This window comes from Klebsiella sp. P1927 (assembly GCF_018204675.1).
GTDB classification, from domain to species: domain Bacteria; phylum Pseudomonadota; class Gammaproteobacteria; order Enterobacterales; family Enterobacteriaceae; genus Klebsiella; species Klebsiella pneumoniae.
Genome location: NZ_CP073380.1, coordinates 46,341 through 58,448, shown reverse-complemented (window position 1 = coordinate 58,448; position 12,108 = coordinate 46,341). Strand labels below are relative to the sequence as shown.

Here is a 12,108-nt window from a genome sequence, read left to right as displayed (position 1 = left end):
ACGGCGTAAGCCGGAACTCAGACGACATCGACTAGGGAGGATTTTTTATGCGCACTACAACCACCACACCCGCTGTTTACGTGGGCACGTATCACAAATACAACTGCGGCAGCATTTTCGGCAAATGGTTTGATCTGACGGAATTTGACGGCAGGGAGGATTTTTACGAGGCCTGTCAGGCGCTGCATGCCGATGAATGGGATGCCGAGTTTATGTTTCAGGACTGGGAAGGTATCCCGTCGCAGTTCGTCTCTGAATGCTCCATTGACTGGGATTTTATCGCCGCTTACAAACGCGCCGAAGAAGAGGGCAGGGAAGCCGCTTTTATCGCCTGGGCGGAGTATACCGGCGAATGTGACTATGACGCGTTTGATGATGCGTACCGCGGCGAGGCGGAAAGCGAGGAAGACTATGCGCGGGAGATGGTGGAGGACAACGGCCTGTTAAATGAGGTGCCGGAGCCGTTGCGCAGCTATTTCGATTTTGAAGCCTGGGCGCGTGACCTGTTCAGCAGCGGTTATGTGTTCCATGACGGCTATGTCTTCAGCAACTGATTAATGTCCGGCGGGCAAACCCGCCGGTTAAGGAGAAAACGTATGAAACTTGCACCGGAAACCCGCGAGATCCTGCGACAGTACAAAGCCCTGATTAATGCCCGCCGACGTGATGCCGGTCAGCGGGAACTGACCACCGCGCAGGTGATGGATGAAATCTGCGAATACATGACCTGTCAGTGTGCCGTGTACATCGGCGGTCATTTCATCTTACAGGGTGGAAAAGGCCAGTAAGTATGATGGCAGGCGTCCGGGCCGGAGGGCGCCTGTCAGCCCGCGCGAAAAACCGGGCAGGCTGCGCCTGCCGGAGAGAAACTTCGCCGCGCCTGCGGCGCCGCGCACTCTCCTCTCCATTGTCAGTCGCTGTTGCCCGGGAATGTGCGTATTATCAGGGATATCTTCCTGTAAAGCAGACCGGTGATGCATATGTCGAAGTGGAATATCGCCTCTTTCTCAAAAGAAGATCAGGATAAGGTCTCGGTCGATAAAGTCGCCGCTGCCGTTGCCTGGCAGGAAAGGATGAACAGGCCCGTGGTGCCGGAGCTGGCTGAACGGGAACAGCCTGAACATCTTCGCCAGTATTTCCGTGAACGGCTTGACGTTCATCGGCAGAACAGTCAGCAGCTGCCGCGCGCAAATGCGCCCGAATATCATAAACCCGGAGATGAGCAGCAGAAGTGATTCTTATAGTCAGTGTGTCCAGGGAGGAAATTTTATGCGTATGTCTCTGATGTTTGCGGCCGTGACTCTTTTAACCGGTATTAACCTGTTGTTTATTCCGTTTCAGCCTGTACCGGCTCTATGGGGGGGAATCTTGGCCGTTGCTTTTATCCTGATTAATGTCGCGGCGGATAAACTGCGTCTCTGAGGTGGCGTTGCATGGATTATCGTTGCCGGCATCATCATAATGTTGATGCTGAAGGGGAAGGAACCGGGGGACGAATTAAGAGTGCTGATCACCGTTTTTGCTTTCCTGGCTTCGGCCTGGTATAGCGTTGTGCAGTACAGAAAAGAAAAGCATTTTCGCTCCTGATGTTCCCGGCTGGCATCAAGCTGGATGATCGTCAGCCATCATTTTAGCCGCATGTAATCCATTCTTATCCTCCCGTTTTCTGTTTTCTGCCCGTTCCCGTTTTCATTGCGGGCGTCCGGGCGGGCTGTCGTGAACGGAGCCGGTAAACCGTCTCCGCCCTTCGGGCTTCCATCCCATGACGCAACACCAGGGCTTGCAGCATCCTTATCAGGATGCGCCGCCTCTGTCGCGCCGTGGCCTGCGCTCCCTGCACCCCGGCGAAAATCAACGGCCGCCGGGCTGTAAGGGGCAACGCCGTTTCGCGCCCGCGCTTTCCGTCGTTGCGGCGGGTTCCTGCTCATTCCTTGCCTGGTTTTTTCACCCTTTTGAGTCCTTTCGCCGGGGCTGAGACAAGCACAGCCGCTGTCAGCTGTCCAGGGTAAATGGCACGCGGTAAACCGCGCCCCGGACATCCGCCATCGCCCGCGCTGGTTTACGCCCCTGCGGCGAACGGCTCTCAAACGGGTGAAGGTAACAACCAGCGTGGGCGTTCAGCAGGTCCCCGCAAAACGTCAAAACCGCGGCCCCGGCAACTCAACGGGTGATGGTTTTTTAAAAGCAAAACAGGTTCAGAAGGAGGGGCAACATGAGCGAGGCGCTGGCGGTTTTACCCGACGACACCTTTACCCGCGAACAGGCTGAGGTCGTTGCGGCGCAGTACACCAACGTGGCAATTGAGGACGATCAGGGTACACATTTTCGTCTGGTCGTTCGTCAGAACGGCGTAATGGTCTGGCGCGCGTGGAATTTTGAAGCGGATACCGGGAAATGGCTCAACCGTTACATCGAACGTTACGGTATTCGTAAACAGCAGTAAATAAGAAGGTGCCCTGCCGGAGCGGTAACTCCGCAGGGCCGGACAATCATCAATCAGTGAGGTATCAACTATGTCAGTAACCGATGTTAAAGCAAAAGCACCCAAAAAAGCGAGCAGCAAAAAAATTACGAAGGCACAGGAGGCTGCCCTGAAGATCGCCCTTGAGGCCGCTGCGGTCGAGTACGTTCCGCTGTCCGATCTCGTTAAATCCCCGCTGAACGTGCGCTCCATCCCCTATTCCGTGGACAGCGTTCGCGGTCTGGCCGACTCCATCGAGACGCTCGGACTGCTGCAGAACCTTATTGTTCACACCCTCGCGGACGGACAATCCGGCGTGGCCGCAGGTGGCCGCCGATTAACTGCCCTGCAACTGCTGGCGCAGGAAGGGCGTCTCGCTGCTGACCATACCGTTATGGTGAAGCGTGTTTCCGACGACATTGCCGCCCTTGCCTCCGTCGCCGAGAACGAGCAGCGCGCCGCCATGCATCCCGCCGAGCAGATTGCAGGTTTCCGTACGCTGGCAGGGCAGGGCAAAACCCCCGCGCAGACTGGCGACGCGCTCGGCTTCGGCTCCCGTCACGTGCAGCGCATGCTGAAGCTGGCAAACCTCGCCCCCTCCCTGATGGAGAAGCTTGCACAGGACGAACTGACCGTTGAGCAGTGTCAGGCGCTCTGTCTCGAGGACGATCCTGCCCGTCAGGTCGAGGTATTCGAAAACGTGAAGGCCAGCTAGTCAAACGCGCCCGCACACCTGATTAAACGCGCTATTACCGAAACCGAGATGCGCACCGACAACGCCAAATTTCGTTTTATCGGGCGCGATGCCTACGAGGCGGCAGGGGGTTACGTCCGTGAAGATCTGTTCAGCCAGGACGAGGGCGACGGTACGGCTGACAGCGTGCTGGTTGAGCGTCTGGTGCAGGAAAAGCTGGAGCGTATCGCGCAGGACATTCAGCAGCGGGAGGGCTGGGCATGGAGTCGCGGACGCGCAGCCCGCATCTGGTACCACGGCGAAGACGGTAAGGAGTTCGTGCAGCCTGCTGAACCCGATCCGGTGTACACCCCTGAGCAGCAGCAGCGTCTTGGTGCGCTGCGGGAGCAGTACGATACATATGACAGCGTTTGCGACGAGTCAGATGCGATCGAAGCGGACATCCTCGCCATTCAGGCGGCGGCAGAAGCCAGCGCGTGGACTGACGACATGAAGTCAGGCGCGGGAGTGATGGTCAGCCTGTACGAAGGGCAGGTGTACGTGCAGCGCGGTGTGCGCCTGAAAGCGGATATGCCTGAAGAAACCGTAACCAGCAGCGTAACGGTGCCATTCACCTCACACCAGCCCGACGCCGCAGAGGGGATCAGTGTTCCGCTGCTCACGAAAATGACCTCCGAACGTACGCTGGCAGTCCAGGCGGCGCTGATGCAGCAGCCCGAAAAGGCGGTGGCGCTGATGGTCTGGCGCATGTGTACCTGCGTCTTCTCGGGCTGCCTGACCACGACGCATCCGTTCCGTATCAGCCTCACTGTATCTCACGGCAGCCTGACGGAGAACGCCCCGTCCGGTAAGGATGGCGCAGCGTTTAACATCCTGATGACCGAACGGGCAAGGCTGAAAGCCCTGCTGCCGGAAGGGTGGGAGAAGGACTTCACCACCTTCTTTGCCCTTGACGGCGGGGTGTTGATGTCGCTGATGGCCTTCTGCACGGCCTGTTCCGTTGACGGGGTGCAGACCCGCGATATGGGGCACACCTCGCGCAGTACCCTCGATGCGGTCGAGGCGGCAATCGGCTTCCACCTGCGCGACTGGTGGCAGCCGACGAAGGACAACTACTTCGGCAGCCTGAAACATCCGCAGATTGTCGCCTCCCTGAAAGAGGCGGGGCTGACGGGCGCGGCGGGTGACGCGGAGAAGATGAAGAAGGGCGATGCTGCAGCGCATGCGGAGCACTTTATGCAGCACACCCGCTGGGTTCCGGCATGGCTCAAAGGACCGGAGTCAGCGGGTGAATCCGGTGCAGACGACGCGGCTTCAGATACCGACAGCCCTGACAACGACACCACCAACACGGCACACGCCGCCTGATAACGGAGCGCCGCCCTGCGGGGCGGCGATAAGGAGATACCCATGCGCACTATTCTGACCCCCGATGTACTGAAAACGATGTCCTGTGATGAGTTTGAGGACTGGCGGGACAGCGGCGAAGACTTCCGCCGCGAACTGACCCACGCCGTCATGCGTGACCTGTCCTGCCCTGAAAACTGGGATGTGAACGGCGAGTACCGCAGCGAGTTCGGCGGCTTCTTCCCCGTACAGATACGCTTTACCCCCTCGCACGGCAATTACCATATTGCGGTGTGCAGTCCTGGTGCCATCAGTCCGGCGTGGATGGTGGTGTTCGTGCCCGCCAGCGGTCGCCCGTTCTCCGTCATTCGTACCCTGAGCGGCTACCAGCCGGAGCTTGTCAGCCACACCGTCAGCCTGACGGCGCGTCTCGATGCGGACGGATACAGTCAGGCCAGCATCATCAGTATTCTGGCAGCGGAGGGCGCGGCATGATACCTGCAAACCTGTCACTGGTTCCCTTCAGCCCTGAGCGACGCGCCGCGATGGAGGCCATCGCGGAGGTTGAACGCCGGCGGTCGCGCGGCGCGGTGTCCACGATGTATCCGTATGCCAGCGCCTTTTTCCGGCGGCTCACGGGCAGCACGCGCATCACTATCAGGGAAATCCATCATTTTGCGCCGGTGCTGACGGCGCGGGAGCTGCGGGGCAGCAGGGACAGCTGGCTCAGTGCCATCGATGCGCTGATTGAAAGTCGCGGGACGCGTTGCTGGCTGCCGCTTCCCGTTGGTGCGGGTCAGCGCCTCTTTCCGGAGGTGGCCTTTCAGCAGACCGAGCGGGTTCGCTGTCAGGACGCCCTGCGGGATGAAAAATACACCCGACAGCGTCACAAAGAACGGTGCCAGCGTGAGCAGGCGTACCAGGCGCTGGCGGGGCAGGCGGAGATTGAGCTGGCATTCCATACGCCTGAAACGGTCAGCAGCTGGAGCGCACGCTGGTCGGGGACTGAACTGCGCCAGTACGACCTGGAAGAGATGTTCTGGCGCTGGAGCGAGCGTTTCCCGTCACTGGAGCCAATGGAGCGCTGGACGATGGAGAGTCAGCCTTTCTGGACGGTGATGGCTGAAACGAATGCGCTGGCAAGGGAAAGTCCGGGATCTGTCCGGCAGCTGGAGCGCTGGATGGTACCCAACAAGCTGACAGCGCGGAGTCAGGTATGAAGTGGCGTTACTCGCTGCGCTGGAAGCGTCCCGGTCCCTGTCCCGGTGAACCTGAACTGGCGTCAGAAGTGGTGGAGGCCGGGAAGCCAGCCCCTGAGTCCGTGATGTCACTGTGGGTGGCAGGAGCCGGATATGCTGTCTGCGTTGATTTTCTGTATGAACGGCCGATCAGGCGCTGGAGCGATGAGCGAAAGGCGGCCACGCGGCGACGGAATCTGGCGCGTCGTGTTAACAGGATCGCGCCCCTGTTTGCAGATGAACTCATTGAGCGGGAACTGACGGTGCGACCGGATTATTTTCGGGGAAAGTCGCCTCACTGAGTCTGATATCATATCCTGCCAGAATACGGTCGGCAGGGTGCTTAAAAGGGATAATTTAGAGATGAGATACTGGATACTGGTCGCGCTGTTAAATGGCCTGTTTACGCTGGTCATACATTACGCGGCGCCGGAGATGTTGGGAGGCACGGCGTACTATGCCGGGGTGGCAATCTGTGCCCTGATTGCGCTGGTTATCACCTGGCGCGATCCGCCAGGTATGCTGGACAACGTGCTCTTGTTTCTCCTTAAGTGGGGAATTGTGGCTTCAGGTCTGGCGTTTTTTATCTGGGGTATCGGATACAAGCTGGAATTCTGGGGAGATCATAACCCCGATGAAATTGGCGGTGCTGAGCGGTGTTCTGCTTCTGGTCAGTGGCTGGGTGTACTGGAGGCGAAGGTAACAAACTATACGCCAGCGTGAGGCAGGAAAGTAAAAAGAGCGGTTATGCCTGCGGTATAACTGCTCTTTTATATGGTCCTCACGCTTTGTAATTTCCTGCTGTGAATCACCTCTGAAGAACGAACGCTGCGAATTATGGTGGCAGTTGTCTGTATCATCTTTTCAAATTTGCCTGCTGTCTGACGGGGTCACTGGCCATGACTGCGGGCGACCTCCCTGACGGGAACCGGGGCTGTCGTAAACGGAGCCGGTAAACCGTCTCCGCCCTGACGGGCTTCCATCCCACTGTCGCAACGTCAACACCGGCTCGCAGTGACCGTTCCGGTCACGCCGCTTTCACCATGCCGGCGATAAAGCCGCCGGCACTCAGGTGACGCCACGTCGTTCCGCCGTGTCGGGTGTGTTCATCCTCTCCCCGTACCTCTGGCGAGCCCTCTCCCGTTAAGTCCCCGGGCGGAGGGCTTGTCGTAGCACCGTCGTGTCGTCATCCGAAGGGTGAAATGCACTCCGCCAAAACTTTTTGCGAGGGACCGCAAAAACTTTAGTCTCCGCCCTTCTCCTGCCGCCCCGCCGTTGCTCCTTTGCCCTTTGCCGCCAGGGAACTCACCGAGAGATGGATAAACCACCAGACAGGAGGAAAAGCAGGATGAACACACAGAACGTCAACGTCAAAACCGCCACCAAAGAATCTTCCGAAAGATGGGTGAAAACCTCGTCCCTGCGTACTGATGGCTTTGTGCGCAATATCCATTCCCGTAACCCGTTCGATGTTATTCGCGCGGACGTGGTGCTGGCCCGTATGGAAATACAGGCTAACCGGGGATGTGGCCTGCACTACGAGATTTATGAGTCCCGTCTGCTGGGTATGGCTATGCATTACCTGGCAGAACTGCCACTGAAAGACCGTCCGGCGTTTATGGGGGCGGCAGCGAAACGGGGTTACATGCTGACGACTGCGGAAGAAGAACGTGCCGATGGTGAATGTGCTGACCTGATGATCGAGCTGGCGGCGGATTACTGATTACTTAACCGGCTGGCGGCAGGGGATGCCGCCAGTCACACCGGAGAAACATTATGAGCAACGGCACTGTTGCAAATAGTCGGTGGTGATAAACTTATCATCCCCTTTTGCTGATGGAGCTGCACATGAACCCATTCAAAGGCCGGCATTTTCAGCGTGACATCATTCTGTGGGCCGTACGCTGGTACTGCAAATACGGCATCAGTTACCGTGAGCTGCAGGAGATGCTGGCTGAACGCGGAGTGAATGTCGATCACTCCACGATTTACCGCTGGGTTCAGCGTTATGCGCCTGAAATGGAAAAACGGCTGCGCTGGTACTGGCGTAACCCTTCCGATCTTTGCCCGTGGCACATGGATGAAACCTACGTGAAGGTCAATGGCCGCTGGGCGTATCTGTACCGGGCCGTCGACAGCCGGGGCCGCACTGTCGATTTTTATCTCTCCTCCCGTCGTAACAGCAAAGCTGCATACCGGTTTCTGGGTAAAATCCTCAACAACGTGAAGAAGTGGCAGATCCCGCGATTCATCAACACGGATAAAGCGCCCGCCTATGGTCGCGCGCTTGCTCTGCTCAAACGCGAAGGCCGGTGCCCGTCTGACGTTGAACACCGACAGATTAAGTACCGGAACAACGTGATTGAATGCGATCATGGCAAACTGAAACGGATAATCGGCGCCACGCTGGGATTTAAATCCATGAAGACGGCTTACGCCACCATCAAAGGTATTGAGGTGATGCGTGCACTACGCAAAGGCCAGGCCTCAGCATTTTATTATGGTGATCCCCTGGGCGAAATGCGCCTGGTAAGCAGAGTTTTTGAAATGTAAGGCCTTTGAATAAGACAAAAGGCTGCCTCATCGCTAACTTTGCAACAGTGCCAATTACAGATTACGGTTAAAATATAAAAAAAAGCCACCAATCCTGCCGGATACGGTGGCTTAAATACAGAATTAATTAATTTATTTCAGTATGTTATCACACATCAGCTGAAGTGTATTGATAAACCTTGCTGCATGAAAACCATCACAGACTGCATGATGAACCTGTACAGAAACAGGTAATAGTACGCGGTCACCTTCCTGCTGAAACTTTGCCATTGTAAAAACCGGGGAAAAATAATCATCATTTCCGGTGATATTCAGATTAAATCCGTCAAAACTCACCCAGGGTAACGATGATATATTCAGGTGATTCTCCGGTAAATTTCCCTGCGGAAACAACCTGGTATCATGCTGATATTCTGCTGTTACCGCGTTATAACCCGCCATAAACTCACTGAGATCCGGAAAATAACGGCAGGACAGTGCGGAGAATGTTTCGGTTTCTTTATGAAAGACAGTAAAGACCGGGTCTGACTGTTCCCAGTAAATCAGTTCATTATCTTTCATTGCCATCCGGAACTCCGGAAACTGATTAACAGCCCGGGAGATCAGGTAAATCATCAGCGGATAAAACTTATAACCGGTTTTCGCCAGTGCAGTACGCAAAGCGGTAATATCGAGTTTGGTGGTCAGGCTGAATCCGCATTTAATCTGCTGACGATAAAGGGCAAAATGTTCCCTGCGATTCCAGGTATTCAGGTCAATCCGGGTAAAATTCATGGTTATTCCTTCTGATTAATAGTGAAAAATATTAATAATCAGAAGGCAGTCTGGTTGTCTCAATGGGTAACATTCCGTCCTCCGTAAGCTGTCTGGTATTCAGTAATAATACCCGATACGGGCTTAATCTGTATTAAGCCCGGTTTTATTTATTCCGGCCACTCATCCGCAAATACATAGCGGATCAGTTCTGCGGATTCACGGGGCGGTGCTCTCAGCACATCCGCCATTAAATCAATTTCCATCTGACAGGTTTGCAGCTTGTCTTCCGCCAGCACATACGGATCATCCGTCAGGAAACTATCGCCGTATTTATCCACCGACCCCTGTATTTGTGCCGAAAATAATGACTGAATTTCATCAGCGGAATAATGCGCAACCGGAGCCCCTTCACCGGCTGAATTCACCAGATCCAGCAACGCTCTGTTACCGATAATAAAGTCACGGTACCCGGCGGAAGCCTTTTTCATATCCGGCGGGCCAGACACTTCCGGATGCAGCACACGAAAGCAGAAGTCACCGGAGGTATCCTGCGCCAGTGCTTTCTGCAAAAATTCCAGCCGCATTTTCCCGTAATTAATCACCGCGTCATCCCCCGCGAGATAAAGCAGTTTTTTAATATTTTCGGTGGCCCACTGTTGCAGGCGCATATAGTACTCTAAACAGGGCACTGTTGCAAATAGTCGGTGGTGATAAACTTATCATCCCCTTTTGCTGATGGAGCTGCACATGAACCCATTCAAAGGCCGGCATTTTCAGCGTGACATCATTCTGTGGGCCGTACGCTGGTACTGCAAATACGGCATCAGTTACCGTGAGCTGCAGGAGATGCTGGCTGAACGCGGAGTGAATGTCGATCACTCCACGATTTACCGCTGGGTTCAGCGTTATGCGCCTGAAATGGAAAAACGGCTGCGCTGGTACTGGCGTAACCCTTCCGATCTTTGCCCGTGGCACATGGATGAAACCTACGTGAAGGTCAATGGCCGCTGGGCGTATCTGTACCGGGCCGTCGACAGCCGGGGCCGCACTGTCGATTTTTATCTCTCCTCCCGTCGTAACAGCAAAGCTGCATACCGGTTTCTGGGTAAAATCCTCAACAACGTGAAGAAGTGGCAGATCCCGCGATTCATCAACACGGATAAAGCGCCCGCCTATGGTCGCGCGCTTGCTCTGCTCAAACGCGAAGGCCGGTGCCCGTCTGACGTTGAACACCGACAGATTAAGTACCGGAACAACGTGATTGAATGCGATCATGGCAAACTGAAACGGATAATCGGCGCCACGCTGGGATTTAAATCCATGAAGACGGCTTACGCCACCATCAAAGGTATTGAGGTGATGCGTGCACTACGCAAAGGCCAGGCCTCAGCATTTTATTATGGTGATCCCCTGGGCGAAATGCGCCTGGTAAGCAGAGTTTTTGAAATGTAAGGCCTTTGAATAAGACAAAAGGCTGCCTCATCGCTAACTTTGCAACAGTGCCGCGCGACGAGCAGCAGCACCAGGAGCAGAAGCACGTCGAGAAAAAGCAACAGCAGATCGAGCAGCGCCCACGGCGGGCCGCTCGCATCGGATAAGTCGAAAAATCCGGCTAAAGTGGCCGAGCTGCACATCAGGCCGCGCGGTTTTCCTCCCTGATCGCCGGCGCGGTTTCTTCCTCCCTGAACCGCATGCAGACTTGCCGCCTCGGACACCCCGAGGCGGTTTTTTTTCGCCTCGCTCGAGCATCGCCGCATCCGACGATGCCGAGACGACCAGGCCGCGCACGTCGAGCTGCAGCATCGCCATTGCCGACGATGGCACCAGGTCGCCGGCGGTGGCCACCGACCTCGAGCTCGCATCGCCACATCCGACGATGCGCGCCGGCGTCGACCATCGCCAGGTCTGACGATGGCGGCCGCCCTGCCCTGGATCTCGCATCGCCATTTCTGGCGATGAGATCCACGGAGCGGCCATTTAGACCCGCCAATAACGACCCGGCCAAGATAAATCGCATGACGGCCTTTTTGGCCGGGGGTAGCATGACCGGACACTTTGCGTATGCCCAAAGGAGCCCGCAAGTATGCGCAGGACGAAGCCAGTAGCCGCGCCGATGGTGGCGCGGGTCTATCTGCGCGTCAGCACCGACGCGCAGGACTTGGAACGCCAAGAGGCGATCACTACGGCCGCGAAGGCCGCCGGCTACTACGTCGCCGGCATCTACCGTGAGAAGGCATCCGGCGCACGCGCCGACCGGCCTGAGCTGCTGCGCATGATCGGCGACCTACAGCCCGGCGAGGTGGTCATTGCCGAGAAGATCGACCGCATCAGCCGCCTACCTTTGCCCGAGGCCGAGCGCCTGGTGGCCTCGATACAGGCCAAAGGCGCAAGCCTGGCCGTCCCTGGCGTGGTCGATCTATCCGACCTGGCGGCCGAGGCCCAGGGCGTCGCCAAGATCGTGCTGGAAGCCGTGCAGATCATGCTTTTTCGCCTGGCCTTGCAGATGGCCCGCGACGACTACGAGGACAGGCGCGAACGCCAGCGCCAAGGCATTGAGTTGGCCCGCCAGGCCGGGCGGTACAAGGGCCGCCGTGCTGATCCGAAGCGCCGCGCCCAAGTTGTCGCGCTGCGCAAGTCCGGCTACAGCATCAACAAGACCGCCGAGCTGGCCGGGTACAGTGCGGCCCAGGTGAAACGGATATGGGCCGAGGTCAGCCAGGCCGAAGCGAAGCAGCACGGCGCGTTCGTGGAGGACGCATTGACGGAAGCCGATGCCCTGGCCGCTGTCGGCCAGGATGAGCGCCAGGAGGAAAGGGCATGAAGAAGCCGAACCAAGACGACGAGCCGTTTTTCATCACCGAGGAGATTGCGGCCGAAATGATCGCCGGCGGCTATGAGTTCGAGCTGCCGCCCATTCCTTGCACCATCCGCCTACGCGACGTGCTGGAGCGCATGACCGATGCTGAGCTAGCATTGCAGCCGGGCGAGATCGCCGACCAGGAGCGTGAACGCTGCCGGCGCAAGCCGTGTTCAACCTCATGATCTGGTCATGGTATTTT

General features: G+C 56.9%; 16 protein-coding genes and 3 pseudogenes. 16 read left to right on the top strand and 3 right to left on the bottom strand.

Annotated elements, in window-relative coordinates; translation table 11 throughout:
• The first annotated feature begins 47 nt into the window (after positions 1–47).
• From KB892_RS30315 to KB892_RS30300, 4 genes and pseudogenes are all read left to right on the top strand, one after another.
• Positions 48–554, top strand: coding sequence for an antirestriction protein ArdA (locus tag KB892_RS30315; RefSeq protein ID WP_015493074.1), 507 nt, complete (start codon positions 48–50; stop codon positions 552–554).
• A 42-nt stretch (positions 555–596) separates the two neighbouring features.
• On the top strand, positions 597–788 hold the full coding sequence (locus KB892_RS30310; protein WP_015493073.1) for a hypothetical protein: 192 nt from the start codon (positions 597–599) through the stop codon (positions 786–788).
• A 192-nt stretch (positions 789–980) separates the two neighbouring features.
• Positions 981–1,235, top strand: coding sequence for a DNA polymerase III subunit theta (locus KB892_RS30305; RefSeq protein WP_015493072.1), 255 nt, complete (start codon positions 981–983; stop codon positions 1,233–1,235).
• A gap of 34 nt (positions 1,236–1,269) precedes the next feature.
• Positions 1,270–1,587 (top strand): annotated as a pseudogene (locus tag KB892_RS30300) (hypothetical protein).
• A 117-nt stretch (positions 1,588–1,704) separates the two neighbouring features.
• Here the strand turns inward: KB892_RS30300 and KB892_RS31770 are convergent.
• Positions 1,705–1,928 (bottom strand): annotated as a pseudogene (locus KB892_RS31770) (hypothetical protein); the annotation flags it as partial.
• Positions 1,929–2,212: 284 nt separating this feature from the next.
• On the opposite strand from KB892_RS31770, the gene KB892_RS30295 reads away from it, so the two are divergent.
• The 8 genes and pseudogenes from KB892_RS30295 to KB892_RS30260 all read left to right on the top strand — a co-directional run bounded on the left by KB892_RS30295 (position 2,213) and on the right by KB892_RS30260 (position 8,293).
• The gene (locus tag KB892_RS30295; RefSeq protein WP_015493071.1) at positions 2,213–2,443 is read left to right on the top strand and encodes a DUF905 domain-containing protein; all 231 of its coding nucleotides are present in this window, start codon (positions 2,213–2,215) and stop codon (positions 2,441–2,443) included.
• A 70-nt stretch (positions 2,444–2,513) separates the two neighbouring features.
• Positions 2,514–4,523 (top strand): annotated as a pseudogene (locus tag KB892_RS30290) (ParB/RepB/Spo0J family partition protein).
• Between the two features lie 42 nt (positions 4,524–4,565).
• Positions 4,566–4,997: a conjugation system SOS inhibitor PsiB gene (psiB, locus tag KB892_RS30285; protein ID WP_008324186.1), complete on the top strand. Its 432-nt coding sequence runs from the start codon at positions 4,566–4,568 to the stop codon at positions 4,995–4,997.
• The gene (locus KB892_RS30280; RefSeq protein WP_008324185.1) at positions 4,994–5,722 is read left to right on the top strand and encodes a plasmid SOS inhibition protein A; all 729 of its coding nucleotides are present in this window, start codon (positions 4,994–4,996) and stop codon (positions 5,720–5,722) included. Before psiB ends, KB892_RS30280 begins: the two co-directional genes overlap by 4 nt.
• The gene (locus tag KB892_RS30275) at positions 5,719–6,042 is read left to right on the top strand and encodes a hypothetical protein (RefSeq protein ID WP_008324183.1); all 324 of its coding nucleotides are present in this window, start codon (positions 5,719–5,721) and stop codon (positions 6,040–6,042) included. The genes KB892_RS30280 and KB892_RS30275 overlap by 4 nt, the downstream gene beginning before the upstream one ends.
• Before the next feature lie 61 nt (positions 6,043–6,103).
• On the top strand, positions 6,104–6,463 hold the full coding sequence (locus KB892_RS30270) for a hypothetical protein (RefSeq protein WP_015493069.1): 360 nt from the start codon (positions 6,104–6,106) through the stop codon (positions 6,461–6,463).
• 625 nt (positions 6,464–7,088) lie between these two features.
• Complete coding sequence (locus KB892_RS30265) at positions 7,089–7,463, top strand: hypothetical protein (RefSeq protein WP_008324180.1); 375 nt, start codon at positions 7,089–7,091, stop codon at positions 7,461–7,463.
• A 125-nt stretch (positions 7,464–7,588) separates the two neighbouring features.
• Positions 7,589–8,293 carry an IS6-like element IS26 family transposase gene (locus tag KB892_RS30260; RefSeq protein WP_001067855.1) on the top strand — a complete coding sequence of 235 codons (705 nt, stop codon included), beginning with the start codon at positions 7,589–7,591 and terminating at the stop codon, positions 8,291–8,293.
• A gap of 132 nt (positions 8,294–8,425) precedes the next feature.
• Here the strand turns inward: KB892_RS30260 and KB892_RS30255 are convergent, their stop codons facing one another.
• Both KB892_RS30255 and KB892_RS30250 read right to left on the bottom strand, forming a co-directional pair.
• A complete protein-coding gene (locus KB892_RS30255) occupies positions 8,426–9,067 on the bottom strand; it encodes a type A-2 chloramphenicol O-acetyltransferase CatII (protein WP_001011939.1) in 642 nt (213 codons plus the stop codon).
• Positions 9,068–9,216: 149 nt separating this feature from the next.
• Positions 9,217–9,717 carry a hypothetical protein gene (locus KB892_RS30250; RefSeq protein ID WP_001239317.1) on the bottom strand — a complete coding sequence of 167 codons (501 nt, stop codon included), beginning with the start codon at positions 9,715–9,717 and terminating at the stop codon, positions 9,217–9,219.
• Between the two features lie 79 nt (positions 9,718–9,796).
• Here KB892_RS30250 and KB892_RS30245 point away from each other — a divergent pair, with 79 nt between their 5' ends.
• From KB892_RS30245 to KB892_RS30230, 4 genes are all read left to right on the top strand, one after another.
• Complete coding sequence (locus tag KB892_RS30245; RefSeq protein ID WP_001067855.1) at positions 9,797–10,501, top strand: IS6-like element IS26 family transposase; 705 nt, start codon at positions 9,797–9,799, stop codon at positions 10,499–10,501.
• 5 nt (positions 10,502–10,506) lie between these two features.
• The gene (locus KB892_RS30240; RefSeq protein ID WP_001044210.1) at positions 10,507–10,647 is read left to right on the top strand and encodes a hypothetical protein; all 141 of its coding nucleotides are present in this window, start codon (positions 10,507–10,509) and stop codon (positions 10,645–10,647) included.
• 485 nt (positions 10,648–11,132) lie between these two features.
• The gene (locus KB892_RS30235) at positions 11,133–11,870 is read left to right on the top strand and encodes a recombinase family protein (protein WP_001446887.1); all 738 of its coding nucleotides are present in this window, start codon (positions 11,133–11,135) and stop codon (positions 11,868–11,870) included.
• Positions 11,867–12,091 (top strand): hypothetical protein, encoded by a 225-nt coding sequence (locus tag KB892_RS30230; protein ID WP_000743213.1) that lies wholly within the window; start codon positions 11,867–11,869, stop codon positions 12,089–12,091. The genes KB892_RS30235 and KB892_RS30230 overlap by 4 nt, the downstream gene beginning before the upstream one ends.
• The last annotated feature ends 17 nt before the right edge of the window (positions 12,092–12,108 follow it).

Excerpts from the sequence above, each read along its gene's own strand:
- KB892_RS30235 (WP_001446887.1), top strand. The coding sequence starts at position 11,133 with ATGCGCAGGACGAAGCCAGTAGCCGCGCCGATGGTGGCGCGGGTCTAT.
- KB892_RS30270 (WP_015493069.1), top strand. The coding sequence starts at position 6,104 with ATGAGATACTGGATACTGGTCGCGCTGTTAAATGGCCTGTTTACGCTG.
- KB892_RS30250 (WP_001239317.1), bottom strand. The coding sequence starts at position 9,717 with ATGCGCCTGCAACAGTGGGCCACCGAAAATATTAAAAAACTGCTTTAT.
- KB892_RS30245 (WP_001067855.1), top strand. The coding sequence starts at position 9,797 with ATGAACCCATTCAAAGGCCGGCATTTTCAGCGTGACATCATTCTGTGG.
- psiB (WP_008324186.1), top strand. The coding sequence starts at position 4,566 with ATGCGCACTATTCTGACCCCCGATGTACTGAAAACGATGTCCTGTGAT.
- KB892_RS30280 (WP_008324185.1), top strand. The coding sequence starts at position 4,994 with ATGATACCTGCAAACCTGTCACTGGTTCCCTTCAGCCCTGAGCGACGC.
- KB892_RS30275 (WP_008324183.1), top strand. The coding sequence starts at position 5,719 with ATGAAGTGGCGTTACTCGCTGCGCTGGAAGCGTCCCGGTCCCTGTCCC.
- KB892_RS30305 (WP_015493072.1), top strand. The coding sequence starts at position 981 with ATGTCGAAGTGGAATATCGCCTCTTTCTCAAAAGAAGATCAGGATAAG.
- KB892_RS30315 (WP_015493074.1), top strand. The coding sequence starts at position 48 with ATGCGCACTACAACCACCACACCCGCTGTTTACGTGGGCACGTATCAC.
- KB892_RS30255 (WP_001011939.1), bottom strand. The coding sequence starts at position 9,067 with ATGAATTTTACCCGGATTGACCTGAATACCTGGAATCGCAGGGAACAT.
- KB892_RS30260 (WP_001067855.1), top strand. The coding sequence starts at position 7,589 with ATGAACCCATTCAAAGGCCGGCATTTTCAGCGTGACATCATTCTGTGG.
- KB892_RS30265 (WP_008324180.1), top strand. The coding sequence starts at position 7,089 with ATGAACACACAGAACGTCAACGTCAAAACCGCCACCAAAGAATCTTCC.
- KB892_RS30230 (WP_000743213.1), top strand. The coding sequence starts at position 11,867 with ATGAAGAAGCCGAACCAAGACGACGAGCCGTTTTTCATCACCGAGGAG.
- KB892_RS30295 (WP_015493071.1), top strand. The coding sequence starts at position 2,213 with ATGAGCGAGGCGCTGGCGGTTTTACCCGACGACACCTTTACCCGCGAA.
- KB892_RS30310 (WP_015493073.1), top strand. The coding sequence starts at position 597 with ATGAAACTTGCACCGGAAACCCGCGAGATCCTGCGACAGTACAAAGCC.